The sequence below is a fragment of the Pseudoflavonifractor sp. An44 genome (assembly GCF_002161675.1).
Taxonomy (GTDB): Bacteria; Bacillota; Clostridia; order Oscillospirales; family Oscillospiraceae; genus Enterenecus; species Enterenecus faecium.
Window position 1 is genome coordinate 15136 of sequence record NZ_NFIH01000025.1, and the last position, 25443, is coordinate 40578.

At 53.2% G+C, this 25443-nt stretch carries 27 protein-coding genes; 10 read left to right on the plus strand and 17 right to left on the minus strand.

The features are described from left to right. Positions 1 to 33 precede the first annotated feature (33 nt). The 12 genes from B5F98_RS10590 to B5F98_RS10645 form a co-directional block, all read right to left on the minus strand. The gene (locus B5F98_RS10590; RefSeq protein ID WP_087372371.1) at positions 34 to 1494 is read right to left on the minus strand and encodes a polysaccharide biosynthesis tyrosine autokinase; all 1461 of its coding nucleotides are present in this window, start codon (positions 1492 to 1494) and stop codon (positions 34 to 36) included. Continuing rightward, complete coding sequence (locus B5F98_RS10595; RefSeq protein ID WP_087372374.1) at positions 1475 to 2914, minus strand: polysaccharide biosynthesis tyrosine autokinase; 1440 nt, start codon at positions 2912 to 2914, stop codon at positions 1475 to 1477. The genes B5F98_RS10590 and B5F98_RS10595 overlap by 20 nt, the downstream gene beginning before the upstream one ends. Further along, positions 2911 to 3747: an immunoglobulin-like domain-containing protein gene (locus B5F98_RS10600; RefSeq protein WP_087372377.1), complete on the minus strand. Its 837-nt coding sequence runs from the start codon at positions 3745 to 3747 to the stop codon at positions 2911 to 2913. Before B5F98_RS10600 ends, B5F98_RS10595 begins: the two co-directional genes overlap by 4 nt. After that, complete coding sequence (locus tag B5F98_RS10605) at positions 3744 to 5438, minus strand: ABC transporter ATP-binding protein (RefSeq protein ID WP_087372435.1); 1695 nt, start codon at positions 5436 to 5438, stop codon at positions 3744 to 3746. Before B5F98_RS10605 ends, B5F98_RS10600 begins: the two co-directional genes overlap by 4 nt. Before the next feature lie 95 nt (positions 5439 to 5533). After that, the gene (locus B5F98_RS10610) at positions 5534 to 6136 is read right to left on the minus strand and encodes a hypothetical protein (RefSeq protein WP_087372380.1); all 603 of its coding nucleotides are present in this window, start codon (positions 6134 to 6136) and stop codon (positions 5534 to 5536) included. Between the two features lie 190 nt (positions 6137 to 6326). After that, entirely contained in the window at positions 6327 to 6722 is a 396-nt protein-coding gene (locus B5F98_RS10615) for a hypothetical protein (RefSeq protein ID WP_143482784.1), read from the minus strand. A 26-nt stretch (positions 6723 to 6748) separates the two neighbouring features. Further along, the gene (locus tag B5F98_RS10620) at positions 6749 to 7825 is read right to left on the minus strand and encodes a radical SAM protein (RefSeq protein ID WP_158099842.1); all 1077 of its coding nucleotides are present in this window, start codon (positions 7823 to 7825) and stop codon (positions 6749 to 6751) included. Continuing rightward, complete coding sequence (locus tag B5F98_RS10625; RefSeq protein ID WP_087372390.1) at positions 7822 to 8202, minus strand: PqqD family protein; 381 nt, start codon at positions 8200 to 8202, stop codon at positions 7822 to 7824. The genes B5F98_RS10620 and B5F98_RS10625 overlap by 4 nt, the downstream gene beginning before the upstream one ends. Positions 8203 to 8425: 223 nt before the next feature. After that, complete coding sequence (locus B5F98_RS10630; RefSeq protein ID WP_143482785.1) at positions 8426 to 9745, minus strand: LuxR C-terminal-related transcriptional regulator; 1320 nt, start codon at positions 9743 to 9745, stop codon at positions 8426 to 8428. A 349-nt stretch (positions 9746 to 10094) separates the two neighbouring features. Then, entirely contained in the window at positions 10095 to 10298 is a 204-nt protein-coding gene (locus B5F98_RS10635) for an alpha/beta-type small acid-soluble spore protein (RefSeq protein ID WP_087228682.1), read from the minus strand. A gap of 137 nt (positions 10299 to 10435) precedes the next feature. After that, complete coding sequence (locus tag B5F98_RS10640) at positions 10436 to 13633, minus strand: ABC transporter permease (protein WP_087372396.1); 3198 nt, start codon at positions 13631 to 13633, stop codon at positions 10436 to 10438. A 13-nt stretch (positions 13634 to 13646) separates the two neighbouring features. Next, complete coding sequence (locus B5F98_RS10645; RefSeq protein ID WP_087372399.1) at positions 13647 to 14312, minus strand: ABC transporter ATP-binding protein; 666 nt, start codon at positions 14310 to 14312, stop codon at positions 13647 to 13649. A 171-nt stretch (positions 14313 to 14483) separates the two neighbouring features. On the opposite strand from B5F98_RS10645, the gene B5F98_RS10650 reads away from it, so the two are divergent. From B5F98_RS10650 to B5F98_RS13015, 3 genes are all read left to right on the plus strand, one after another. Next, positions 14484 to 15029 (plus strand): GDSL-type esterase/lipase family protein, encoded by a 546-nt coding sequence (locus B5F98_RS10650; protein WP_087372402.1) that lies wholly within the window; start codon positions 14484 to 14486, stop codon positions 15027 to 15029. Positions 15030 to 15102: 73 nt separating this feature from the next. Then, the gene (locus B5F98_RS10655) at positions 15103 to 15630 is read left to right on the plus strand and encodes an XRE family transcriptional regulator (RefSeq protein ID WP_087228696.1); all 528 of its coding nucleotides are present in this window, start codon (positions 15103 to 15105) and stop codon (positions 15628 to 15630) included. A 264-nt stretch (positions 15631 to 15894) separates the two neighbouring features. Further along, a complete protein-coding gene (locus B5F98_RS13015; protein ID WP_158099843.1) occupies positions 15895 to 16065 on the plus strand; it encodes a hypothetical protein in 171 nt (56 codons plus the stop codon). 22 nt (positions 16066 to 16087) lie between these two features. On the opposite strand, the gene B5F98_RS10660 is transcribed toward B5F98_RS13015, so the two are convergent. Beyond that, entirely contained in the window at positions 16088 to 16951 is an 864-nt protein-coding gene (locus B5F98_RS10660) for a LysR family transcriptional regulator (protein ID WP_087372405.1), read from the minus strand. Positions 16952 to 17200: 249 nt separating this feature from the next. Here B5F98_RS10660 and B5F98_RS10665 point away from each other — a divergent pair, with 249 nt between their 5' ends. The 7 genes from B5F98_RS10665 to B5F98_RS10695 all read left to right on the plus strand — a co-directional run bounded on the left by B5F98_RS10665 (position 17201) and on the right by B5F98_RS10695 (position 21556). Then, positions 17201 to 17932, plus strand: coding sequence for a hypothetical protein (locus tag B5F98_RS10665; protein ID WP_087372408.1), 732 nt, complete (start codon positions 17201 to 17203; stop codon positions 17930 to 17932). A 16-nt stretch (positions 17933 to 17948) separates the two neighbouring features. Next, entirely contained in the window at positions 17949 to 18359 is a 411-nt protein-coding gene (locus tag B5F98_RS10670) for a peptide deformylase (protein WP_087372411.1), read from the plus strand. Continuing rightward, a complete protein-coding gene (locus tag B5F98_RS10675) occupies positions 18356 to 18670 on the plus strand; it encodes a TIGR04076 family protein (RefSeq protein ID WP_087372414.1) in 315 nt (104 codons plus the stop codon). Before B5F98_RS10670 ends, B5F98_RS10675 begins: the two co-directional genes overlap by 4 nt. Positions 18671 to 18682: 12 nt before the next feature. Continuing rightward, positions 18683 to 19189, plus strand: coding sequence for a flavodoxin family protein (locus B5F98_RS10680; protein ID WP_242961658.1), 507 nt, complete (start codon positions 18683 to 18685; stop codon positions 19187 to 19189). After that, entirely contained in the window at positions 19186 to 19644 is a 459-nt protein-coding gene (locus B5F98_RS10685; RefSeq protein WP_087372417.1) for a metallophosphoesterase family protein, read from the plus strand. Before B5F98_RS10680 ends, B5F98_RS10685 begins: the two co-directional genes overlap by 4 nt. Next, on the plus strand, positions 19641 to 20945 hold the full coding sequence (locus B5F98_RS10690) for an MATE family Na+-driven efflux transporter (RefSeq protein WP_206418141.1): 1305 nt from the start codon (positions 19641 to 19643) through the stop codon (positions 20943 to 20945). The genes B5F98_RS10685 and B5F98_RS10690 overlap by 4 nt, the downstream gene beginning before the upstream one ends. 161 nt (positions 20946 to 21106) lie before the next feature. After that, a complete protein-coding gene (locus B5F98_RS10695; protein WP_087372421.1) occupies positions 21107 to 21556 on the plus strand; it encodes a helix-turn-helix transcriptional regulator in 450 nt (149 codons plus the stop codon). Positions 21557 to 21560: 4 nt separating this feature from the next. Here the strand turns inward: B5F98_RS10695 and B5F98_RS10700 are convergent, their stop codons facing one another. From B5F98_RS10700 to B5F98_RS10715, 4 genes are all read right to left on the minus strand, one after another. Further along, on the minus strand, positions 21561 to 22217 hold the full coding sequence (locus B5F98_RS10700) for a VWA domain-containing protein (RefSeq protein ID WP_087372423.1): 657 nt from the start codon (positions 22215 to 22217) through the stop codon (positions 21561 to 21563). A 151-nt stretch (positions 22218 to 22368) separates the two neighbouring features. Next, positions 22369 to 23343, minus strand: coding sequence for an O-acetyl-ADP-ribose deacetylase (locus tag B5F98_RS10705; protein ID WP_087372426.1), 975 nt, complete (start codon positions 23341 to 23343; stop codon positions 22369 to 22371). A gap of 100 nt (positions 23344 to 23443) precedes the next feature. After that, positions 23444 to 24793 carry a permease prefix domain 1-containing protein gene (locus B5F98_RS10710; RefSeq protein WP_087372429.1) on the minus strand — a complete coding sequence of 450 codons (1350 nt, stop codon included), beginning with the start codon at positions 24791 to 24793 and terminating at the stop codon, positions 23444 to 23446. Continuing rightward, complete coding sequence (locus B5F98_RS10715) at positions 24780 to 25127, minus strand: PadR family transcriptional regulator (protein ID WP_087372432.1); 348 nt, start codon at positions 25125 to 25127, stop codon at positions 24780 to 24782. Before B5F98_RS10715 ends, B5F98_RS10710 begins: the two co-directional genes overlap by 14 nt. Positions 25128 to 25443: the final 316 nt, after the last annotated feature.

A 25443-nucleotide genomic window follows, 5' to 3' on the forward strand; every position in this document is an offset into this window, starting at 1 on the left:
CCAAAATACCCTTCCCTCGCATGTTCACCTGAATCATCTTTCTTTCCTGCCACTATATCCATACATTCCATAACGGCCATATCCATATTTCCCATATCCATAGCCGTCCCCCCCTCGATTCTCAGGGCATGAGTTAAATGCATATCCTAGAAAAGTAGCCAGTTGTCCGCCCAATGCGTGAATACCTTCCCGAATCGCACTGGCAGGCAGGCGATCATAGCCCACAAGATACAAGACGCTATCCACGTATTCAGCCAGAATGGCTGTATCTTGAAACATTCCACAGGGTGGGCTATCAATTATAATATAATCCACCTCTGCTCGCAAGGACTGCATACAGCGTTTCAGTTCTGAGCTATTGAGTAGTGACGCCGGCTGATTCAACACTTTTCCTCCTCCCAAAAACAGCAGACCACTCTCTTGCAATGTAGCGCTATTTCGCTCAATTCCCTTCCATACAGCTGCCATATCCGACTCTTTACAAGCCTCCATCAATCCGTACTCAGCCGTGAGGTTTAGAAGTTGCCCGTCCTGCTGTTTTCTCAAATCGCCATCTACCAAGAGAACTCGGGCACCGTCTATGGCCAATTGTCCAGCCAGATTTACCGCTGTTACGGATTTTCCTTCCCCAGAAACCGTACTGGTAACCAATAGCACCTTTTGATTTTTGGACTCCATTGCCTTCACAACTCGATTTTTCAGCACACGGATACTTTCCGTATAACCGTGGGGCAGAGATGGATTAAGAAAAGAGAGCTGCATCGTACGTTTTTTTGTCCGCGCTTTTACATGGACCCGAGGGAGCATGGCCAGACACCGCATACTGGTGATCTTCCTCATCTCTTCCTTCGCGCACACATTTTTGCGAAAGATTGCCAACAATAACAAAATCGCCATTGAAAGCAACATTCCCAGGCCAGCTCCAAGCAAACAGCTTTTCCCTATGCTGGGCCGATTATACGGCTCACTGGGAATCTGAGGCTGTGTCAGCATGGAAAAACTAATATCTCCTAACACAAAGTGGGCCGCTTCTGGATAGATTTCAATCGCAGTCGTCAAGATCGCGTACGCATCTTGTGGACTAGAACTTTGCACCTTCATGGTCACCACATTGGAGCCCGAAATCGTCTCCGCTGTAATGGTTCCATTCAAGTTATTTGTCCCCAGATGTTCCAACAATACGCTGCGGAAGTACCCACTCTCCAAAATATAAGGGAATGTCATAGACAACTGGTCAGCTGTTCCGCTGTCATAGTAAAAGCTATAACTTCCACTTTCCTCCCCCGTTGCCACGGTAAAACTAGCACTACTTTGGTACATCGGGCTTCGCAAAACGAAGAGCGCCCCCGTCACTAGCGCCGCACTTCCTAAAACCAAAAGCACACACAGCCACCATAAGTGTCGAAAATGTTTTCCCATGTCCAACAATAGTTGTAACAGGTCGATTTCTTCGTCATTATATCGTCCCTGGATCTCACGTTTTATTTCTTCCATATTTCAGACCCTCTCCACCGTCCTCAGCCCCGTCTTCATTGGAATATGTTCCATATTTTTCGTATTGATAACCGTAGTGCTTGGAGGACCACTCTTTATGGAATGCATTGAGTATAAAACCAGAGAAATCCGTGTGATTTTGTCGAACAACATCCACTCCATCATTGATATACCGCACATCCGCCCAGTCCTCTCTTACCACCAGAAGCACCGAATCCACAGCCGCCATCCAGATTTCCGCATCTGCAGCTGCCGAAATGGGGGCACAGTCCACAATGATATAGTCCATTTGTTTCTTCCACTCCGTCAGGAGTTCCCGCATACGTCCTTCCCTGAGTGCACCTCCGGGATCTTTCGCCTGCAAAAACTGGAAGAGCATCCAAAGGCCACTCTTACGGCTATATCCGACGATATCTTTCCAGTCTTTTTCTCCCTCCAACACCCGGGAAAAAGATACCGTGTCATCTCTTCGGACCTCAAACACCTTGTACTGGGAAGGTTTTCGCAGATCAGCATCCACCAGCAACACCCGTTTTTGTTTTTCCGCCAGTGCCAAAGCTAGGTTAGCTGCAGTGGTCGATTTTCCTTCGTTTTCCGCTACACTAGTCACCAGAAGAACCTGGTATCCATGGTGTCGCAGGTGACGCTCCAGCCGGGTTCCGATATTTCTCATGGCCTCAGCAAAATTCATACTCACCTCAGGGGAATTGAGCAAAAAAGCCTTCTTATTTCGCTTTTTCCCTAGGGCCATATTTCTTCGTTCAAAGGGTATCGTTCCCTGAATCGGTCCATCCAACTGGATGCGAGCAGCCTCCGCCGTTTTCACAGTAAATCGAGCAATGTAGCACAACGCAATAAGGAACGCCATTCCCACTGCCCCTACAACCATAAGTATTCCCTGATATTTTAGGAACCACGAGGTGTTAGATGGGGCGAGCGGAACATCTGGCTCCTGAACGATTTGAAGTTCCGCATTAGAAAATATCTGATCAGACACCCCTTCATAGTGTTCCAGGGCTGAATTAAGGTAGACGTACGCCTGTCTTGGCCGTGCGCTGGTGGCCTTAACCACCAGCAAGTTTGTTTGAGTCACCAGAGAGCAGCTGATTTCACCCTGCACATCAGCTCCCACATCAGTGGCAATTCTCTCACGAAGGGCATCACTTTGAAAAACCTGGCCAAACACCTCTGCCATCTGTGAGGCCAAAGACAGAGAGGAATAGATACTGCTATCTCCTTTCACTCCAATGACCAGGGTGGCCGAGGAAGTATAGGTGGGCTGGTAGGTAAGGTTGTGTAGTCCCGTAGAGGCACACCACATGGTGATTGCGGCCAACACAATCATCCATAGATTGCGTAGCAGATCCACACACAGCCCCCGCATACTCACTTCTTCCAGCCAATTCTCTGTGCGCTTCATGCGGCGCCCCCTTCCACAATCACCGTCAGCCAGGTCTCATACTGATTTCCCTGGCCGTCTGTCACCTCATAGTGCACTTCATAGCACCCGGCAGACTGTGGATTCACCTGCGAGGAGATGGACACCTCAGAGGGGTCGATCTGCGTGCCATCGGCTGCAGTCACCGCCTGAATGTACTGGGCTGGGTCCATATCCTGCCCCACGTTCAGATAGATCAGTCCTGTGTTCAACACAATGCCCCCCACCCCCGCCTGTACAGGAATGACATGGACGGGCAGCTGCACCGAGGAGCTGTCCCCAAAGCTGTTGCTCACCTCGTAGGACACCGAATACTCCCCAGCCTTCTGGAAGTTCAGGTTGGTGGCCGTGCGGACGATCCACTCCGTCCGGTCTCCGTCCAGCATATCCCAGGCTCCCAGCGCTGCGACAATGTCGTTGTAGGTTCCGTTCCCCTCCTGATAAACCAGAGGCTTGGATAGGGTAAAACGAGGGGAATGGTAATCGGAAAAGCGCACCTTGCGGGTGAGGGATGCCGCCTGGTCGCCACTGTCAAAGACCACATAGGTGAGATTGCACACCCCAGGCTCCAAAAAGCGGGAGAAGGTACTGAACACCACCTGGTCGGTGAGATCTCCATCCTCCTCATCCCAGGCCTGAATGCCCTCCATCAGCTCCTCTCTGGTATAGGCACAGGGCACCTCCACCAGGTCGGTCTCCGCTGTGATTTTGGGTGGAAGCCGATCTTGCCCGCTGAGTTTGAGTGCCTCGGAGACTCCAAACACCCCAAAGGCCAGCACTGCACAGATCAGCAATATGATACGAATGATTCTCATGTTGTCTTATCTCCCTGTAAAAACGCCTGAATTTCGGCGTCGTTCACCTCTTCAAACCTCCCATCCTGGATTTTGTACACCCGATTGCACATGGACAGCACACTGGGCCGGTGGGCGGTGACAAGGATGGTCTGCAGCGGGTCGCGGCGGAGAATATTGTGCAGCACCCGCCGCTCTGTCGCCATATCCAGCGCACTGGTGGCCTCATCCAACAAAAGTACCGGAGTGTGAAGGAGTAACGCCCGAGCAATGGAAAGCCGTTGCTTCTGTCCCTCAGAGAAGCGGTTTCCTCCCTCGCGAACTTGGGTATCGATCCCCTCCTCCAGCTTTTCCACAAACTCCCACGCATCTGCTGTTTGTAGCGCTTCAATAATCTCCTGGTCGCTGGCATCCGGCCTCAACATACGCATATTATCTGCAATGGTCCCAGAAAACAGGGTATTCCCCTGAGGGATGTAGCTAAACAGGCAGCGAGTCCCTGCGCTCACAGGCTCCATTTCGCTCCCGGGATTGGCTACCATGACCTGTCCTTCCTGGGTGTGATACAACCCCAGCAACACGCGAAGAGTTGTAGTCTTACCCTGGCCAGAAGGGCCAATGAGGCCAATAATCTCACCAGGCCGAGCCAACAAGTTGGCATGTGTATACACCGGGCCATTGTCTCCGTATGCAACACTCACATCTCTCATTTCTACTTGAACACCAGTTCTTCTGGCCCGCTCCAACATGATACGTCCCTTTTCCAGATCTTCTTCCGACTCTCGAGGAAGTTGGACCACCTCCATGATACGCCCGGCGCTGATACCTGCCCGCATGGCGGCGGGTAGCAAATTCAGGACTCCAGAGAAGGAGCCCCGCAGGGAAGTTGCCATGGACACAAAGAGGGTCATGGTACCATAGGTGATCTGTCCCTGCCACAGGCGGAAGACTGCAAACCCATAACAGGCGTAGCCAATGAGCTGCCCAATCAGTCCCGTGAGAATGGTCATTTTGGACTGGAAGGTATTCTGTACCATGGCATATTCCAGAGACTGGTCCTGTACCTCTGCATACTGCTGGATGAAGTAGTCCACCAGTCCAAAGGCCTTGATCATCTGCATATTTTGCAGTGCCTCCTGGTTGAATACCGTTTTGTGGCTCTGTAGTTCCATCTGCTTTTTCTGGAACTCTCGCATTTTCCGCATGGAAAAGCGGGTGCTGAGGAAGGAGATGGGTGCTCCAGCTAAGGCAATGAGGGCCATCCATGGGTCATTTTGCATCATCACCCAGAAAGCGCCGCCAAAGGAGATGAGGATGGAGGCCACATTGGGCAGATAGGTCAAGATATTGTTGACCACCACAGAAGTGTCTCCGTTGATGCGGTATAACAGGTCTCCCGAAGAGAATTGAGACAGGTGTTCCCACTCCGTCCTCAGAATTTGGGCAAAAATATCACTGCGAATTTTGTTGCCCACCTTCATGGTGATGCGCATGGACAACCGTGTTCGCAGTGCAGAAATCACCAACTGAAACAGACCCACCCCAGCATAGCCCAGAGCAGAGGCCAAAATTTTCACGGTGCTATCTCCGGTCACCGAGTCCACTAGGTTTCGGGATAGCAGAGAGGTGCCCAACCCCATAAGGGAACCGGAGGCCCCGATGAGGGTGTAGAGCCCGATGAGTAGCCAGTACTTTCGGACATAGCCCCCCATCCAAAACCATTGGGAGAGCAGCTCTTTGAGTCTGCCCTCCCGAATACGTCGAATAATACGACGAATATGAGAAAACAAAGTGTTCCGTTCCTCCCTCAGGATATCCGGTTCAGTTCCCGTTCCAACAGCTCTACTGCCTCCAAATCTGCCCGGTTATCCAGCCTATATACAGGAAGCTCCGTGAGTAGGTGATTGAGGGTCTCCACCCCAAGCTCCATGCCGTCCTCCAGCCAAGTGGGGTAAAAGACATTGTTGGAAACCTCTTTCAGTTTTTCAAATCCGGTCAATTCCCGCAGCGCATTGTATGGAGCCTGTTTCAACACCACCAAGGCCTTGAGGGGAACCGAGGTATTCAGACAGTAGGGAGAAGAGCCGTGCCACGGGGTGCCCCAGGCCAAAAATCCATCCTGTGTGCGCTGGACAAAGCCCACATCCCCATTGATGATGGAGGCGCCTCGGAATTGAGCCCATCGCTCCGCCTGGGTGGTTTTTCCAACCCCAGAAGGACCGAGAAAGAGAATCCCTCTCCCCTGGTATTGGATGGTGGCCGCATGGATTTGGATGATTTGCCGTCTCAAGGCATGAATGTAAAAGAAATAGGCCAACGCCACAGGATTCAACGGTTGGTGATTCTGGAGAACATGAAATTTTCGATACTCCTCGTCAGCAGCCACCATCACGCCATCGCACTGCAACATGTGGGACACCTGTGGCAGATGCAAAAGAGAGAGATCTCGATTCACGGGGGCAAAGGTTTCTTGAGCAACAGAGAAAGCCGGTGTCTGTCCAAAAGTCGAACTCTGAAATAGGTGCCACGGTTTGGGAAGGCTCAGTCCTTCCGTCTGGATATGTATTCCTGCAACTGTGTATCTCATCAAGCACCAGAATTTAAGTTAAATTAGTCCAACAACCTGAGTCAAACCCAAAATTCGCCTGGAATAGCTGGACAACGTCCTTCCCTTGAGATCCTTGTGCATCTACATAATTCTGCCAATTTTGAAATACATCGTTCAGACTAACTCTATCCCTTCCAAACCCCGCTAAAATACCTTCCAGAGTCATCGAACAAAACGTGATACAATACCAAATAGGAGAGCCCTCAGTCTCTTCAAACCAGCCTCGGCCAATAAAGCCAGAAGGGGATGCTTCTGGTTTAGTGGAATTATACACCCAAAGAAATCGTACGCCTTTTGTAATCGTATTATCTCCTCCGTTTCCACCAGAGATGACGACTCCCGCCGTTGGCATCACGGCGTAAGCATCCACAGGAGTGTAAGGTTTCATAACAATATTTTCACCGCTTATATACATTAGGTATCTCTCCTTTTCATCTGTGCATAACATTCTTGGATCTGATTACAATCCACCTGATCCGAAGCCTTCAGTTCCCCATACAGGGGAGCAACTGTGGCCGCACACCGCTCACACACCTCAGCGGCGGAACAGCTTTTGCACTTCTCCGGCCAGTCCAGCTCTTCTTCATAGGTAAGAAGTCGGCTCCACGCCTCCGAAAAGGACTGATTTAGAACCGAAATATCTGTATGGGGGAGAAAGCTGCAAAAGCTCATAGTGCCGTCCCAGAGCACCCAGTAGCCCAGTCGATAATCTCGACAATAGGTACAGGGCTTTCGAGACGTGTCTAAAAAGCGCCGATTCTCTATCCGTCTTTGGATGTTTGTCCGTTGCTGCTCTTCCAACTGCTCCAACAGCTTGACCTGTTCCACATCTGTCTCTGCACCCCGATAAGATGGCTTGATTCCAATGGTAGATATCCAGGGAAGGCCATGACGGTATGCATAGAAGGCAATTTCACTCCGCTCCTCATAGTTTTCCCGGATGAAGGTCGTCACTAATTCCACGGGGATTCCGGCACTCATCAGGCCATGTATCCCATCATTGACCCGGTCAAAACCATCTTCCACCCCACACACCGCCTGATAGGTCTCGTTGGTCGCTCCATAGAGGGTGATTTTCACCTGTCGAGGCGGGTACTCCTCTAAGAGCTGGAGCACAGATTGGGTGAGAAGGGAAGCATTGGTCTGCAACGTCAGAAAAAAGCCCATCTGGGCCAGTTCCCTCCAAATGGTTTCAAACTCCGGGTGAAGAAGGGGTTCCCCTCCTGTGATACACAGCCAGGTGGTACCCGCCTCCCGGGCCTGACGCGCAAGGTCCAACCACTCTTTGGCGGTAAGCTCTCGGCCATAGCGAGGTATCTGCTTGGGTGCCAGGTGAACGTAGCACATTTTGCAATTGAAGTTACAGCGTGGGGTAAGTTCAAAGGTCCCGGAGATGGGAATGCAGTCCGCAAACGCCCGCTCCCACACCCGTTTATAAAAGGGGTCTAGCTGCTCCATCCGTCTACAGGCTGGCTCAACTTGATAGCTCACTGCGCTTCCCCTTTCTCCTCCGCCCGCTTCAGTTTTGTGCCCTTGGGCCATAGCCTGTCCAGAACTTCCCGAGGCACTTTCACCAGGCTATTCCCTAAAATCACGCCATTATCTAAAATGCCGTTATCCGACAAGATCGTGAGAAATCGTTCAATGTCTTGCTCTGCCTGCTCCCTTGTTACACCCTGGTAATGTTCTAGAATGCGTTGAATCAACTCCTCCTTGGTAAATTCATGGTCCTTCATATAATCCCACAGGTAGGCAGCCGAAGAGGAAATACAAACTACATTTGTCACCTCTCGCACACGCTGCCCCGTAGGTACAATGACATATTCCCCAGCCACTTCACGCAGAATCAGCTGATCCTTTAATTTCATCATGGCACCTCCTATTTCCCATTTTATCACAATTTCAACCTTATTTCCAGCCCTATCACCAAACGGCCCATTCGTCTTATTGCGCTTGCCAGCTTTTCCATCACTTTACAGCGCAAAAGCCCAAATGCAGTGGCTATCCGCCTTAATCTAGATTATACCACTAGTCGGAGATTCTGCCATCACCCATTTCCCCCTTTAAAACGGGCAATGTTGTTTCCAACATTTACCGAAGCATATGTTTTTTGAAATCTTTTCGACGTGTAATTCCGAGTTTTTCCATTGAGGTTGACAAATAACGCTTCACCGTATTCGGCGATATGTTCATATGCTGGCCAATCTCCTGATTGGTCCATCCCCGGGCCGCCAGCATGGCAATGGTAAACTCTGTAGTGGTTAGATTATCCGCTACATTATTTCCCGTCACTGGGTTGTGAATTTTACGCCAACCGTCAGCAAAGCGACAAGTAATGTTGATAATGCGCTTGAAATCCTCCGGCCATTGGGGCTTTAGGACCGCCTCCAGCATTCCACCCAACAAGCCATGATGCTCCCCGAATGCCTCGATTAAATCGTCTGGGCGGGCCAGGGCCCACGCAGCCATTAAATGTTGTTCTGCTCGGGCTACCTTTCGCAGGCTCATGCAGTCCATAACTGCCACCAGATGTAGATAGATAGCGGGGATAGGATAGTTCTGCCCCCCCATAGCTAAGGTGGCCTCTACAATGCCCAAACTGGTCTGATAGTCCTCTCGCAAATAGAGATAGTGGCACAGTACATACATAGCAAAGGCCCGCAACCCCAGAGGCAGGGCAGGAAGCAACTGCTGCAAAGGAGGCAATTCCTTGGGCAGTGGTAGATGGAGGAGGACCGTTGCCGCAGCAGCTACAAAGGATTCGATGGTCTTGGCCTGAGTCGAAACGATTTTTTCTGACTCCATAGCCGCCCGGATCTCCCGCAGGGCCATCCTGGCTTGCTGAATCTGCCCCTGTGACAGGTTGGCATATCCATAAATCAGGCAAGCAGACAACCGAACCGCTAAGTCTGGACTTGTCAAAAACAGTTCTGCCGCCTGGGCGGCCTCCTCTGGTCGTCCACTAAAGTAGTGATATTCAGCCAAAGCAATCTTTTTCTTTGGCCCATCTTCCATCATATCAATAAATTCCAAACACCTTCCAGGTTGAAACGGATGGTTCATCAGTGGCATAAGCCCCTGGAGCGCCTCTTCCTCACAGGAATATGCTCTGGAATCTATGTGTCTCTCCTTCCGCGGATCTCTGGGTTTGACGGCATGGGACGGAATTTCCCAAGACACACCAAACTTTTTAACCCCTTCAATCCGTCCTTCTGCACAGTACTTTTGTACCATACGATTGGAAACTCCCCACTTTTTTGCAGCTTCAGTTACAGTGATATACTCCATGAGGCCTTCCTTTCTCCGCGAGAATTTGTATTCGTACCTGCGCACACTTTTCTTCAACTCAGTTTTTGTGCCTTTAAGAGAAAAGCAAACGTTTTCAGCCGCTATTCTTATGATATCTAACAAATAATTTCACTTTTCTCATCATCTTCCAGACTTTCATTACAGTCGTTATCCCGCCGCGGTTATTTTCCCAAAGCCGCAGGGAGCGCTAAAAAGCACAACCCGTCCACGGGTCAGCGCACGGGTAATCTTCTGTTTCAACGCCCGAGGTACGACAACAGTATGCTCCATGCGCTGCACTCCCTTTCTTTGCATAGGATTTTATTATATTTTACCACTTGTTTCTATCTCCTGTAAATCACCCGAACGTATGATTCCAGTAGTACAACGAAGCTCCTTCCAACCGCCAAAAGGGCCCGGCAGAATGCAACGCATCCACCAGGCCCTTTTCTTTTGTTGTGCGGTTTATTGCTTACTTCAGGCCGTTCTCATAGGCCTCGATCATCTTCTTGACCATCTGGCCGCCCACAGAACCGGCCTGACGGCTGGTGAGGTCGCCGTTATAGCCGGCCTTCAGGTTCACGCCCACCTCGTTGGCAGCCTCCATCTTGAACTTATCCATGGCCTCGCGGGCACCGGGAACCACCAGCTTGTTAGAACTATTGTTGCTAGACATATTGTTGTCCTCCTTCAAACTTGTGTTGGATTTGGAATCCGAGCATAGTTTGAGCAGACAGCGTTTTTCTATTCGCCATTTTATCTGGAAAAATTCAGCATTCAAAGCAATGGTTCTATGGGTAATAAATGCTCTATTTAGTCCCCCTGTGTCAGCAGCGCGAAGATATTGGTTTTCCCCACAGTCCGCACGGCCAGCGCACAGCCAGCCAGATAACACAGCACAAACACAGCAATCGCCAACCAAACCATGGGCTGTCCACTCCACACGGAGACAACCAGGCCGCTGATCAGGCTGCCCATCAGGCACAGCCCCACCTGTTCCAGGAAGAAGGAGCCAAACACCAATTTCTTAGGAGCTCCCATACCCCGCATGATGGCAAACTCCATGCGTCTGCCGTTGACCATCAGCCAGGACACCACAAAGCCCAACACTCCCATCAGGATAAAGAGCACTGGGAACAGGATTTGTCCCAAGGTGATGTAGCGGTTCAAGGCCTGCACCGTCTGGTTAAAGATGTGGTCATTGAGCACAACCGTAACTCGGTTGCTTCCATTGCTCCCCGGCTGGTTATATCCCTCCTGGGCCAGATATTCCCGGAACGCCTCCAGATGATAGGCCGAGTCCAAGGTAAAGCAAGCGCTGGGGAAGCTACCAGAGGGCGGAATGCTCTCCCGCTGGTCCTCGGTATCCCAAGGCGGCAGACACCAATAGCTCAGGGGTAAATAGAGATTATCCTCTCCGCCCGCCGGATTGAAACTGCCCACAATTTTCACCGGGACTGCCCCATTCAGCATCTCACAGTTGACCGGAATCTCATCTCCCAAACTCAAGTTTTGCTCCTTCATCCAGCGCTCACTGGCCACACAGGGCCATGGCGTCTGAGACCAGTTTTCATGATAGCTGGGATTGGCCAAGAAGCTCTCGTCCCATCCCTCCAGCCAGGTGACGCTTGGTATCTCTCCGTAGATAAACTCCGGCGCAACTTGCAGTCCGTTGAGGAACACCATGGAGGACTGATCCTTGATCCAGGCCTCTTTGCGGTCTGCCCCATAGTCATTGTTGGCAAATTGGGGCATCTCGCCCTCCAGCCAGTAGTGATAGGTGACGTTGACTTCGATGGAAGAGAGCATCCCGGAGTTCCAAATCTTCCACGGATTAGCCAAGACCAGGCCCGTGTACTGTCTCCCGTTGGTAGAGGTAAACTGACCTGTTATGGTGGTATTCTCATAGAGGGTGGCTCGCTGGTCTGCCCATCCCTGGGCAGTGGCCATCAAAAAGCCCAGGAACGCAGACAACACCAGAGAAACCACCGGCACCACCAGGGAGCGCCAACCGCCCCGGCGAGCAGAGAGATAGGCAAACCGCAGGGCACCCTTCCCTGCCACACTGGTGGTGCTCTTAGGCACCCGCACCCGGGTTTTACCACGGCGCAGGGTGTTCTTACGCTGCGCCTGTCCCACAAAAGCCACACACAGCACCAGGGCCACACCAAAGACCACCACACCTGCCACCAGGCTGGGCCACAGGGGCAGTTGGTGGACCATCTCTACATCCTTCGTGATGCCCAAGGCACCATTGCTATACCGCTGATCTGCGGCATAGAAGGCCGCAGCCGCTTTCAACACCAGCTGCACCAACAATTGCATCGAGGTCGCAGAGATCACCATCCCTGCCAGCACAGCCACGCCGCACACCAAGGTGGCGCCGGACAGCAGCCACAGGCGAATTTTTCCCTTGGGGGTGCCCAGAGAGGTCATCACATCCACTGCCTGCTGTTGACGCCCCACAAAGAGGAACGCGAAGAGAAACAGCACGGCCACCACACCTATCAGAGAGGCAAAGGTGACGCCCTGAGCCGTGGACTCCATGGCCTGTAAGGGCTGGGCTGCAGCAGAATACCCCTGGTCAAACAGGGTGATGCGCACCCCATCGGGGACCAGAGCCTCCATCTGTTCCACAGCCTCTACCGCCAGATCGTTATCCAGCACAGCACGGCCCAGCTGATAGCCAAAGAACGACGTCCGAGGAAACTCTTGCCCTCGGGACACCCAAACACGTCCCTCATAGGCCTCCGCCTGGTTGGCAATGCCCACTACCGTCCACGTTTGGGCCTCGCCCGTCTCCTCCAAGGCGAAGGGGTCCTGCGGGGTGGACTGCATCATGGACAGCGGGAGGCTGTCTCCCACCTTCAAATCCAGCTCCTCGGCAATGTCGTTGCTGATCACACACACGCCTTGCTCCCCCGCAGCGGGAAATCGTCCGTCCAGAAGATAGAGCATTCCCTGCTGGAAGGGCTCCAACGCCCCAATGTCATCGCTGGCGTCCACACGGATATAGTTGTTGCCCAACTCATACTTTTCCGCGTACTCAGCAAAAATTCCCTCATGGAGCACCGGGTCATCATAGCTGTCAAACGCCACCCACGGAGACGCTTCACAGCCCTCATAGAAGTCCGTCACCACCATGGCACGGTTGGAGCTTCCGCTGTCAAAGATTTCACCGTGCAGCAGATACCGTCCATCCTTCTCCGGAACAAATCCACTGTCTCCGGGATCAATCTGGATGGCTACACCGCTCTTTCCCTCATAGGAGTAGAGGTTCTCGCCAATAATCCCAATGTAGCCCATATCTGCCATGTACAGGCCGGAGAGTTCCTCTGTCTCAGCGTTATAACTGAAATAGTTTCCTTGCTCAAAGAGAAACGAGATGTCTTTGTTCACACCTTGGGTCTCGTCCACCAGGGTGATTCGAGTACCCATCGTACAATAGACATCGGGCAGGTTTTCTGTGTCCACCGTTTCCGTAGACAGGTCCACGAAGGGAATGTTCTCCCAAATCTCACTACCCAGCTTTACGGTGGCCGCACTGTTATTGGCATTCAGGAAAAGCAGGTAGTTGTCCGGCAAGTCATTGGAGGGCAGCACCCCCCACACCTGTTCTTGCTTGGCCACCAGATTGAACACCGCCACTACCAGTTGGTTCTCATAGGGCACGGTACTACCCCGCCGCTGGTATCCATCCGTAAGTGCCATACCCCAGCTGGTGGTCTCCCACAACTCCACACCGGGAACCTGAGCAATATCTCCCAGCTGGTTCAATGCCTCTCGGGCGGCCTCGTCTGCTACATACTCCTCCGGGTACTGGTCTCCCATGTACTCCACCACAGCAATGGAGGTGTACGTCTCCTCCATGCTCTGCAAGGTCAGGGAACAGTAGCTCCACAGGCCCAATCCCAGCCCCAACGACAGGGTCAGAACAAAAATCAGGAGGGTAAACAGCACTGTTTTCCCTTTGGAACGCACCGTGCTGAGGATTCCGTTTCGAATAATCATCTGGCATCCTCCTTCAGCCAACCACCTGACCGTCCCGCAACTCCAGGACGTCGTCAGCCTTCTGGGCCAAGGTGCGATCATGGGTGACAATGATGACACAATATCCATCTTCATGGGCGAGCGATTGCAGAATCGAGAAAATGTTCTCACCGTTTGCGGTATCCAGGTTTCCGGTGGGCTCATCGGCCAGCATGATCTTCGTCTCCATCCCCAGGGCACGGGCAATGGCCACCCGCTGCTGCTCGCCGCCGGACAGCATGGTGGGATAGCGGTCCAATACCGTGGCCGGCAGTCCCACTCGCTCAATCAAGGCTTTTGCCTTTTCCAGCGCCTCTTTGGGGCTCATCCCCCGCAGCTCCATGGGGTACATCACGTTTTCCGCCACGGTGAGCAGCGGAAACAGCCGGAAATTTTGGTAGATCACCGCCACCTTCTCCCGGCGGTACGTCTCCAACTGCATCTGACTGGTGGCCACATCGTGACAGAGCACCTCTCCCTGGGTGGGCAAATCCAACCCGGCCATCAGGGAGAGCAGGGTGGTTTTACCACTGCCTGACTTGCCCACGATGGCGTACACCTTCCCGGCATCGAAGTCCGCCGAGATATCCCGCAGGGCCTCTACCTTCTGATACTGTGTCTGATACGTGTAGTTGACATGTTGAATGCTCAGTGCATGCACAACAATTCCCCCTTTTCTCTCTATACACAGAGCTTATGCCTTGAAAGCAACTCGTTTTTAATATAGCACACACCAACAGGAAAGAAAAGCAGCTATCTTCTCTTGCCGCTCTTCCCAGGTACCTATATAATAAAGGACAATCAATCCTGTATGGATACAAGGAGGAAGACCATGAACGTCACCTGCTTTGGCGACTCCAATACCTATGGCTATGACCCCCGCTCCTTTCTGGGTGGACGGTATGATCCAGATCACCGTTGGGTGGATATTCTTGCTGCGGAAACCGGTTGGACTGTGTACAACATGGGGCAAAATGGCCGAGAGATTCCCACGTCTCTCCCTGCCCTTCCGTCTGACACCGATCTACTGATTCTCATGTTGGGCACCAACGACCTGCTCCAAGGCCTCAGCCCAGAAATGGCAGCGGCAAAACTGGAACGTTTTCTTCATAAAATACCGCTTTCCCCCAAACAAATATTGCTCATCGCCCCGCCGCCCTTGGCCCTGGGGGAATGGGTGCCCAACCAGCAACTCATTGACCACTCCCACACCTTTGCCCAACACTGTGCCGCACTGGCCCAGCGACTTGGTATTCCCTTTGCCAACGCCGGAGACTGGAATATTCCCCTTTCTTATGACGGCGTTCATTTTACCCAGGAAGGCCACAGAGCCTTTGCCGCTGGACTTTTGAACGTGCTTTCCACGCTCCCTTTCTGAAAAGGAATTGTCTTTCTCTTCAAAACACCGTATAATGGCCACAAAGATATATCATGAAGGTGGGATTACAATCATGGCGAGAGTATCCACAAAAGAGAATAAAAATATTTACCACAAGACCCGGGAAGCGTTACACCTCACCCGAGAAGCGGCAAGCGAATTGCTGGAGTCCATTGCACCGGAACGCATTGAGCGGATTGAAAACGAGCGCTGTTACCCCCATCCGGATGAAGTGCTGATTATGGCCAGACAGTACAAGCAGCCCAACCTCTGCAACTATTACTGTGCCAATCAATGCCCCATCGGGCAGCAATATGTGCCAGAAGTAAAGGTCAAGGAGCTATCCCAGATCGTTTTGGAGATGCTGGCCTCTCTCAACTCCATGAATAAGCGCAAGGACCGTCTGATTGAGATCACCGCAGACGGTATGATCAGCGACGACGAGCTGACGGATTTCATCTTCATTCAACAGGAGCTGGAGCGCATTTCTATCACGGTTGAAACCCTCCAACTCTGGGCAGAGCAGATGCTGGCCACTGGCGCCATTGACGCCCAACAATACCACATGTGCAAGGAGCGGCTGGACAAGTCAAAGAATTAACCGGGCAAATTTTCTATCACAGGGGAAATAGACCGCTTTAATTTGCGGTATCTGTCATGGTATCCGCTTCACCCGAATGGTAGAATATCTCCGTAACCGGAGATCGCACATTCTGAGATGTCCCCCTCTATACGTGCATGGGAGCCGGTTATTACACCGACTCCCATGCACCATTCTCTCATATTTTCACCCTGAGGGCCTCACAGAATTGTGAGGCCCTTTTTGCAACTCCCACAAAACACAGAAAGTAGGATGAACACCCGTATGGACGACGGCATAGGCACAAAAAACACGCAACTACTCTGGATTCACTGGTCAAACCACGTCATATCCTTCCACGAAGAGGCCGGATATGAGCGACTGGAATTCCATACCTATGAGAAAAAAATGGAATATGTTTTTGGAAAGACTTCCAATGGTTTTCGCATCCAATGATGGTCATTGGAGTTGCTGCTTCTTAAACATTTTTGATGTGCTGATGAAAGGCCTCCGCCGCTGGGGTCAGCGCCTGATCTTTTTTCCAGACCAGTACTGTCCCTGTCTCTATTTCCGGTGACAGAGGGAGAAACCGCAGACCATCAAAGGCCATATTCAAGTCAAAGCAAAGTGCCGTCCCAACTCCACAGCGTACCATATTGGCCGCATTGATGACCAAGTTAAAGGTAGCTGCAATCTGCAATCTGTCCCAGCACTCCCCAAACCAGCTGGCCAATTCCCGCTGCACCGTTTCCCGGCCGCTGATCAGCAGAGGAACCGCCTCCAAATCTTCCGGGGTGACTGCCTCCAGCGCTGCCAATGGGGAATCCTCCCGTACCAATACCCCCCAACGGTCTTTCTCCTCCATGCGGCAAAAGGCATACTTTCCCACATCCACCGGCTCTGTCAGCAGCCCCATGTCCAATAGTCCCATGTCCAGCCGTTCCTTCACATCATCTGCGTTAGCGCTGAAAATTCGAAAGCTCACTTTTGGGTAGCGCTCCCGAAAGGTGACAATGGCCTGGGACAAAAAAGACATGTTCCGGGTCTCTCCCGCTCCGATGGCAATCTCCCCCATCAGTTCCGTCTCCCGGGAAGAAAATTCGCGGACCGTTTTATCCGCCAAATCCACCAGTTCCTGGGCCCGTCGGCGCAACAACATCCCCTCATCCGTCAAGACAATATGATAGCGACTGCGATAAAACAGCTGTACCCCCAGTTCCTCCTCCAGCTGCATCAGCTGCCGGGAGAGGGTGGGCTGGGTCAGGTGGAGCAGCGCGGCCGCCTTGGTGATGTTTTCCTCCCGGGCCACCGCCAAAAAATATCTCAGAACCCGAAGTTCCATCATTCTCCCTCCTTTTTCTCCATCCTACCACGTCCGTACCCAGCTCACAAGGCAAACATGCTTGCATGGAATAGCTGGACATAGGAAATGAGTATTTTACATTTCTCTAAAAGGCGAAACATGGTGATCTCCGAACCCCGGAGGGCACCATGTTTCTCTTTTCCCAAGAACGGAACGCAGTTTCATAGCATTTCCGCCTTCTGTATGCTATAATGGCCGTGAGAATGAGGACAAAAGGAGGTATCTGCCATGGCCTTGGAGAATGGAGAATGGATCATGCGGGGACTGGAGTGGGACAACCCTTACCGCATCCGCAGCTGGCAGGAGCTCATAGACTGGGTGGACGAGGTGGGTTTTCTCCCCCTATTCAAAAATGAAATCGACGGGTTCTCGGTGGAAGAGCACACCTCCAACCTCTACTGGTGGAGCGGTGACCCGGAGCAAGACCCCTGGGAGTGGCGGAAGTTCATCGCCCGCAGTGGCCGTGTGGCCTACGGCAAATTTTTCGGTAAGAAAGCAGGGTTCATCTCTAAGGCCTGGTTCCCCCACTTCGCCAACTGGCGGCGGGACGGCTACGACTTTGACAGCCGGTGGGACGAGGAACTGGCCAGTCTGCGCCAGAAGCGCATCATGGACCAGTTTGCCACCCAGGAGGAGCTGTTCTCCTTTGAACTCAAACGCCTGGCTGGATTCGGCAAAGGTGGCGAGAAGAACTTCGAGGGCACAGTCACCGATCTTCAGATGTACGGATATCTGCTGATTCGGGATTTCCGTCGTCGCCTGAACAAAAAGGGCCAGCCCTACGGATGGCCCGTCTCGGTCTACACCACACCGGAGGCTCTCTGGGGCTATGAGCATATCTCCTCCGCCTACCACCAGGAGCCCACCCAGTCCAGGCTACTGGTTTATCAGCAAGTACAGAGGAATTTCCCAGCGGCCACAGAGGCCACCCTCCACGCAGTCCTGAGCTGGGATAAATGAAGGGAGCAAACCAATTATGATACGAGATATCTGCAAAGATGAGACCTTTCTGGCCCAAAAAGCTGAGCCCGCCACAACGGAAGACCAGTCCGTGGCCGCCGACCTGCTGGAGACCCTGGAGCACCACAAAGAGGGCTGCGTGGGCATGGCCGCCAATATGATCGGCGTCAACAAGCGCATCATTGCCTTTGACAACGAGGGCACCTACATGGTCATGTTCAACCCGGAGATCGTCAAGAAGTCCGGCCCATATGACGCCGTGGAAGGCTGCCTCTCCCTCACTGGGACCCGCCCCGCCAAGCGGTGGAACTCCATCAAAGTGCGCTGGCAAAACGAGAAGTTCCAGGAACGGCTGAAAACCTTCACCGGCTGGACCGCTCAAATCATCCAACACGAAATCGACCACTGTGAGGGTATTATCATATGAAAAAGTGTAAAATCACCGTCATGCGCATCACCCAATATCCAGACCTGATGGCCCAGTACGAGAATCCCATCTCCCACGCCTGTGACATGGAAGTGGGACAGGTCTTCCTCGCCAACGGCTGGGAAAAACCAGTTGGCTTTTGCCAAAGCGCCTGGGACACTCTCTCCCCCTTCGTCCTGGCCCTGAGCCATGGGGCAGAGAATTTCTATGACGGCTGGATGAAGAATCCAAAGTCCGCCATGCTCTCCTGCAACGATGGCTTTCGTCCGGTGAGTTTTCTGGTGGAAGCCCTGGACGAAGACGCAGAGTGAGGAGGGATCGCCATGTTTGAAAACGAAGGAACCGTGGCCACCGAACCAGGGATGAAAACTGCAATTTGCTACTATTCCCGGCACCACGGAAACACCTTGAAGGTATTGGAGGCCATGGCAGAGGAAGGCGAGGTAGACCTCATCGACGTGACTACTCGCCAGCTCGTCCGACTGGAGGAGTATGACTGTGTGGGCTTCGCCTCCGGCATCTACGGTTTTGAATTTCAAAAGGCCGTGGTGGAGTTTGCCCGTCAGTATCTGCCCCAGGGCAAGCCGGTCTTCTTCGTCTATACCTACGGCGGGGCGAAAGGCACCGGCGCAAAAGCGGTGGCGGAGATTGCCCAGGAGAAAGGCTGCCCAGTTCTAGGCGAGTTTTCCTGTAAAGGCTATGACACCTTCGGCCCCTTCAAGCTGGTGGGCGGTATCGCCAAAGGACACCCGGACACCGAGGATTTAAAGCACGCCCGCCAATTCTATCGAGCCATTCAAGAGACCTATCAGCGAGGTGAATCGGTATGAAACTCGCCATCCTCTCCGACACCCACGGCCTGCTGCGGCCCCAAGTGGTGGAGCACCTGAAAACCGCAGATGCCATCCTCCACGGCGGCGACATCAACAAGCCCGCCATTGTGGAGCAGCTGCAACAGTACGCCCCCCTCTACATCGTCCGGGGGAACAACGACAAGGAGTGGGCAGAAGACATCCCCCACGACCTCACCGTCACGTTAGAGGGCGTCACCATCTTCATGGTCCACAACAAAAAAGAGGTCCCAGCGGACCTCTTAGGGGTGGATGTGGTGGTATTCGGCCATTCCCATAAATATGTGCAGGAGGAAAAGGGCAGCGTTCTCTGGCTCAACCCCGGCTCCTGCGGTCCTCGGCGCTTCCACCAGGAGATCACCATGATGATGGTGAAGATTGAAGACGGAACGATTCAGGTAGAGAAGATCGAGATCCCCCATGAGACGCCATGAGAAAACAGCTTTCTTCCCACACATTTGATTTCCGTCTCTATCTCTCTTTGCTGGTTATGGGCCTATGTCCTGCCATTTACACCACTGTTCGCATCCATTTCTTAGGTCAAATGCCTGACCCATGGGCCTATTCCATTGCGGGACAGCTTGGATGGGTAAATCTGGCCTATGAAGTTATTCAAGAGGCCGTTCTGCTCCCCCTGTTCTACTTTTTGGGCCAATCAGGAAAGGAGACCACTGAATTTCATAACCGAGTCCGAAGTGGCCTGCTTGTCACCGCCTGCATCTATACAGTCATGTCTCTGGCGCTGTGCGTCTTGGTGCGCCCCTTGCTGCACTGGATGGCGGTGGACCCCGGCATGGTAGATGCCTCCGCATCCTACATCCGTCTGGAGTGCTTGGCCAATGGTCTGGGCATGCTGGGTTCTTTTGCCCTGGTGGCACTGATCACCCTGGGCCGAACCAGATATCTCTATCTTCTGACCCTATCCCGGTTGGTTTTGAGCGTTGTTCTGGATACCTTGCTCATCTCTCCCCTGCCCTGCTCCCTCCACTTGAGTATCAATGGAGTGGGATATTCCAATCTTCTCGTCAACACCTTGCTGCTGATGGTATCCCTTTTGATGCTGTCCAGAGAAGGCGTTCGACTATTTGCCAGGGAACCTATCTCTTTTGGCTGGCTGAACGAGTTTTTCAAAGTAGGAGGCCTTTCCGGCCTGGAGTCCTTTGTACGAAATCTGGCCTATATGCTGATGATTGTGCGCATGGTGAATGTAGTCCAGGAACAGGGCCTCTATTGGGTGGCAAACAGCTTTATCTGGAGCTGGCTCCTGCTTCCGGTGACACAGCTGGCAGAGGTCATCAAACAAGAAGTTTCCTCCAATCCCGCATCGTGTCCGGTGCGCCAACGTACCTACTTTGCTCTCACAGGCGTGATTTGTGTAATATGGCTGGGTTCCATCCCTCTCTGGAAGCCATTTATGCAGTATGTCCTGGGCTATGCTGACACGGACGCCCTGTTCCGCTTGGTGCTGCTGTTGCTGGGCTTTTATGTGGTATATGCCTTTCAGAATGTATTTGATGCCATCTTCTATGCGTTGGGCAAAACCAATTACATGCTATTTGAGTCCATCGCCACCAATGCGCTATATTATGGCGGTGCCTTTCTCCTCTATTGCACCGGAGTCTGGACCCCTTCCCTCACCGGGATTGCGCTGCTGTTCGGCTTTGGCATGGCCTTTGACGGTGTTGTGTCCCTGCTGGCCTACCTATATTTGATGAAAAAGAAGCGCTTTGCGTAAAAAAGCTAACACCAACAGAGCATGCCTTCCAAACAAGTCGGAAGGCATGCTCCTTTTTTGTCAGGAAAACGGGCAAACATTCCAGGTTCCCTTGGTAGCTTTTTTCTCGTGAGAACGGTATACTGGACATACAAGACACGGGAAACCAGGAGGAATACACCATGAGTTTTGGAAGCAGTTTATACCACGCCCGGAAAAAGAGCGGGCTGACTCAGGAAAATGTGGCGGGAAAGCTGGGGGTCAGCCGCCAGACCATCTCCAAATGGGAGACCAATGAGACATTGCCTGATATTCGCCAGTCCAAGGGACTGGCCATGCTCTACCACATGACCTTGGACGAGCTCATTGAGTACGACTTTGACGAGCAGCAGGCCCAACAGATGATTGACAGCGTCAGCGACGAGGCCCAGGCCCGCATTGACTGGAACAAAGTGTGGAGCAAGAAATATCCGGTGTTGGCCACCTACCACAAAACAGTACGCATCAACGACTACGCCCCTGCCCTGCGGGAGATGCTCACCCAGCTGCGGGTGGACTACGGCTACAACCACACCGACGCTCTACTAGTCCTCAAAGACATTCTGGCCCGGGTCTGGAAGGGACAGATGTAACCCCTCAGCGATGTCCACCCTGCCGCCGATGGAAGTCCGTCTCAATGGCGTCCTTCCAGTGGGCATCTAAGGGAGCACTGCACCGGACGGCGCTCACTACCTGGCTGATAGCCTCATAGTTGAGCTGGGTGCCCTGGCTGTCGCAGTGGTAGTTCACCGCTCGGTCCGGGGCAATGCCCAGCTCCCCCGCTGTCTCCACGGCGTCGATGTTAGCCCCCAGAAAGAGAAACTCCCAACTGTACCGTTCCTTTTGCCGCTCAATCATCTTCTTGACTTGCTGGGCGGAATAGCGGCGGCTGGCGTTCTCCATGCCATCGGTGGTGATGACAAAGAGGGTGTGTTCCGGCACATCCTCTGGGCGGGCATACTTGTGGATGTTTCCAATATGATGGATGGCCCCGCCCACAGCGTCCAGAAGGGCAGTACACCCCCGGACGTAGTATTCCTTGCGGGTCATGGGCCGGACCTCCCCCACCTGTACCCGGTCGTGGAGCACTTGGGTGCGGTCATCAAAGAGAATGGTGGACACTAACGCCTGGCCGGGCTCCTGTTTCTGCTTTTCCAGCATGGCATTGAAGCCGCCGATGGTGTCCCCCTCCAGCCCCTGCATGGAGCCGCTGCGGTCCAGAATGAATACCAACTCGGTCAAATTCTTTTTCATAAAAAATCCCCCTATTCTGTGTTGTGATTTTACAAACACAGGATAGGGGAATTTTCGTTCTATGTGGTCGCCTGGAAAGCGACAATTATATTCTCAACGGTGGAACAGTCTGGAACAAGGCATCTGTGTCACTTCGGCACGAGGCATGGTATCAACCTCCCAATAGACTCTGATCGAAGGCGAACAGCGCCTCATTGATTTCAAAGATGTTGTAGTTTTGATGGGCGATGAAATACTCCACGATGATGTCAAACTTGCTGGCGTGGGAAAAGGCAAAACCCGCTTTTTGCAGCAGTTCCCGGGCCTCCTCCAGAGGCAGCTCCAAGGCGATGGCAAAGGCCATGGCAGTGGGTTTGGAGGGCTTATAGTGAACATCCGAGCGAATCTTGGAGAACAGTTTGCGGTCAATGTTGGCCTTTTTATAGCACTGGGCGTCGGTCATGCCCCGCTCGTCGATTTTCCGCAGCAGCATCTGGGAAAAGCTCTCGTCCAGCTGGCCCAGTGCCTCGTCCAGACTGAGGGGCGCCGAGGCACACCACAGCTGGGCCTCCATGGGCACCTCTTCCAAGGACATATCCCGGCGGCTCTGGGTATGCTCATCCACATAGTGGTCGTCAATGTAGGCGGCGATGTTGGAAAAAAGCTTGCCGCCGATGGTATAGGCCGCCCGGTCAAAAATCACCAGGTAAACAGTCATGTCATGGCAGAGCAAAAAGTCCCCAATGGTGTCCACCGCCACTTTGAGGGCCTGGTCTTTGGGGTAGCCGTATGCCCCGGAGGAGATGAGGGGGAAGGCCACCGTCTGGCAACCATGCTCCACTGCCAGTTCCAGAGAGGAGCGGTAGGCGGAAATCAGCAGTTCCCGCTCCCCGTAATCTCCACCCCGCCAGATGGGCCCCACGGTGTGGATCACATAATGGGCAGGCAGACGGTAGCCCTTGGTGATCTTGGCCTGGCCTGTGGGACAGCCGCCCAGGGTGCGGCACTCCTCCAACAGCTCCGGTCCGGCAGCGCGGTGGATGGCTCCGTCCACGCCGCCCCCGCCCAGCAAGCTATTCTTGGCGGCGTTGACAATGGCATCCATCTTCATGGTAGTAATATCATTGCGTACCATCTGTAGGGGCATAGGGCCACCTCCTCCTTGGATGGGCTTATCATACCACGCTTCTTTCCCGCTGGCAATCAAAAGAGAGGGGGCCTGCACACAAAGCAGAGCCCCTCCTCATTTAGCATTTTTCCAGATGAATGTTCAGGCGATAGCGGGGCAGCCAGGTCTTCTCCTCCCTGTCATAGTCACAGGCGATGCTCTCCCCTCGCAGGACGGATAAAGCCAAACCAATCAGCCCCATGTTGACCACCGTGTTCCAGTTCCCCGCCACCAGTGGAAACGTCGAGGCAAACAAAGCATACCCAAAATTCCACGCAACACTGCACAGTGCCTGACCACAGAGGACGAACAGAACCGTCAAAATCACGGCTTTCCCCAACTGGCTTCTGTGCTTGAGGCAGCGGCATCCAATCCACGCCATCAGCCCCACAAACAGCAATACGACTGCCAGAAACGGTCCCCATCCCAGTTGATAGATGATGGTGGTGAGAAAGGCATCCGCCTCACAGCCCGGTACCATCCTCTCAAAGGGCAGAGAGCTGTTCCATGTGCCCTCTCCCAGCCACCGGGACGCACCCAACACGTCTCGGATGGTGCAAGCCTGGTATCCCATCCCCATGGGGTCTTGCTCCGGGTGGAGGAACACTTGCAGCCGCTGCACACCGTAGCCGAACCCAAACAAAACCATCCACGCCACGGCGGCAAAGAGCACACCACAGGTCAATACCAGCAACATGCCCTTCCGCTTACCCACGCCAAACCAGTCATTCCAAGCCGCCGCCAGCATAAGCGCAAACCCACTGACCAACAGGAGCAGCAAGCCAAGCATGTGGGGGACTCGCATGCAAATCCACGCCAGTGGGGCACCGCCTCCTATGGCCAACACCAACCCCCACCAGCCCTTTTTACGGCAGGTATACACCCACAACGCATACACCACCGGGTAGCACAAGGTGACATATCGGGCATAGATGGCACCCCCATGGATTCGTGGGGACAGCGCCACCGCCACTACACCAGCCACCAGGGCACCTGCATAGATGATTCTACCGTGGCGAGCCAGCCGGGCATCGTCCAAAAAGTAGCCCAGCAAAAGAGCCCCACACCCCAAAATAAACACCGCCGCCGTCCTCATCGGATTGAGGTCCAGATTTGGATTCTCCCATGTGGCCGTGAGCCACAGCTGGAGAACCGTACCCAGCAAGGCCAGCAAGATGGTACCCATCAGCAGCCCCCACTGGGGTCTGGGGCGGTGGAGTCCATCCAGCTGGGCCCCAATGGCTACGGGGTCCCCCATCTCCTCCACCGCCAGCTGCTCCGGGTTTTCCTGCCCTTCCGCGGCAAAGGCATCCCGCTGGTCCTCCAGGTGCTGTCGCAGCTCCTGAGTCACCACAGGCCGGGCCCGCCTCCACTTGATCTGTTCCGCCACAGCCTCCAAATAGCCGTCTATAGTCTTACCCTGCCGCACAACAAGCTCCCCCTTTCAGCACCTGATTCACCGCACGGGCGTATTGATTCCAAGACTCCTCTTTTTCTTGCAGGGTTCGGTGCCCCTGCTCCGTCAAGTGATAGTACCGTCTGGGCTTCCCCGCCGCTGCGTCCTGCTCATAGGCGCAGACACAGCCCTTCTCCTCCAGGCCGTGGAGCAGCGGATACAGTGAGCCCGCTTTTAGATGAAAGGTATCATCCGAGCGTTTTTTCAGCTCTTCGATCATCTGATAGCCGTACATGTCCTTTTCTTCCAGCAATTTCATCACCAGCAGTCCCATACTGCCGCTGACCAAGCTCTTGTCCAGTTCCATAAGCCCCTCCTATATAGGTTATCTATATACCAGATTATATATAGGCGCTCTATATATGTCAAGAGCAAAATCGAGGCGGGCGCTGGATGCGCCCGCCTTGGTGGAACCGCAATGCTCACGCCATCTCAATGGCAACCTTGATGACTCCGTCCTGCCGATTCTCAAACAGCTGATAGGCCTCCTCAATCTGAGAAAGTGGATAAGGTTGAAACATTGTAGTCTAAGTACCATTCCGAAAAAGGGCGCACAAACCCAAGCCCCCTAAAAGCGGGCAAAAATCGAATTTATGTTTAAAATCTAAACAGTAGGTGGAGCG

Coding starts and splice junctions, on each gene's coding strand:
- B5F98_RS10590 (WP_087372371.1), bottom strand. CDS start 1,494: ATGGAAGAAATAAAACGTGAGATCCAGGGACGATATAATGACGAAGAA.
- B5F98_RS10595 (WP_087372374.1), bottom strand. CDS start 2,914: ATGAAGCGCACAGAGAATTGGCTGGAAGAAGTGAGTATGCGGGGGCTG.
- B5F98_RS10600 (WP_087372377.1), bottom strand. CDS start 3,747: ATGAGAATCATTCGTATCATATTGCTGATCTGTGCAGTGCTGGCCTTT.
- B5F98_RS10605 (WP_087372435.1), bottom strand. CDS start 5,438: ATGGGGGGCTATGTCCGAAAGTACTGGCTACTCATCGGGCTCTACACC.
- B5F98_RS10610 (WP_087372380.1), bottom strand. CDS start 6,136: ATGTTGCAGTGCGATGGCGTGATGGTGGCTGCTGACGAGGAGTATCGA.
- B5F98_RS10615 (WP_143482784.1), bottom strand. CDS start 6,722: ATGAAACCTTACACTCCTGTGGATGCTTACGCCGTGATGCCAACGGCG.
- B5F98_RS10625 (WP_087372390.1), bottom strand. CDS start 8,202: ATGAAATTAAAGGATCAGCTGATTCTGCGTGAAGTGGCTGGGGAATAT.
- B5F98_RS10635 (WP_087228682.1), bottom strand. CDS start 10,298: ATGTCTAGCAACAATAGTTCTAACAAGCTGGTGGTTCCCGGTGCCCGC.
- B5F98_RS10640 (WP_087372396.1), bottom strand. CDS start 13,633: ATGATTATTCGAAACGGAATCCTCAGCACGGTGCGTTCCAAAGGGAAA.
- B5F98_RS10650 (WP_087372402.1), top strand. CDS start 14,484: ATGAACGTCACCTGCTTTGGCGACTCCAATACCTATGGCTATGACCCC.
- B5F98_RS10655 (WP_087228696.1), top strand. CDS start 15,103: ATGGCGAGAGTATCCACAAAAGAGAATAAAAATATTTACCACAAGACC.
- B5F98_RS13015 (WP_158099843.1), top strand. CDS start 15,895: ATGGACGACGGCATAGGCACAAAAAACACGCAACTACTCTGGATTCAC.
- B5F98_RS10660 (WP_087372405.1), bottom strand. CDS start 16,951: ATGGAACTTCGGGTTCTGAGATATTTTTTGGCGGTGGCCCGGGAGGAA.
- B5F98_RS10665 (WP_087372408.1), top strand. CDS start 17,201: ATGGCCTTGGAGAATGGAGAATGGATCATGCGGGGACTGGAGTGGGAC.
- B5F98_RS10670 (WP_087372411.1), top strand. CDS start 17,949: ATGATACGAGATATCTGCAAAGATGAGACCTTTCTGGCCCAAAAAGCT.
- B5F98_RS10675 (WP_087372414.1), top strand. CDS start 18,356: ATGAAAAAGTGTAAAATCACCGTCATGCGCATCACCCAATATCCAGAC.
- B5F98_RS10680 (WP_242961658.1), top strand. CDS start 18,683: ATGTTTGAAAACGAAGGAACCGTGGCCACCGAACCAGGGATGAAAACT.
- B5F98_RS10685 (WP_087372417.1), top strand. CDS start 19,186: ATGAAACTCGCCATCCTCTCCGACACCCACGGCCTGCTGCGGCCCCAA.
- B5F98_RS10690 (WP_206418141.1), top strand. CDS start 19,641: ATGAGAAAACAGCTTTCTTCCCACACATTTGATTTCCGTCTCTATCTC.
- B5F98_RS10695 (WP_087372421.1), top strand. CDS start 21,107: ATGAGTTTTGGAAGCAGTTTATACCACGCCCGGAAAAAGAGCGGGCTG.
- B5F98_RS10700 (WP_087372423.1), bottom strand. CDS start 22,217: ATGAAAAAGAATTTGACCGAGTTGGTATTCATTCTGGACCGCAGCGGC.
- B5F98_RS10705 (WP_087372426.1), bottom strand. CDS start 23,343: ATGCCCCTACAGATGGTACGCAATGATATTACTACCATGAAGATGGAT.
- B5F98_RS10715 (WP_087372432.1), bottom strand. CDS start 25,127: ATGGAACTGGACAAGAGCTTGGTCAGCGGCAGTATGGGACTGCTGGTG.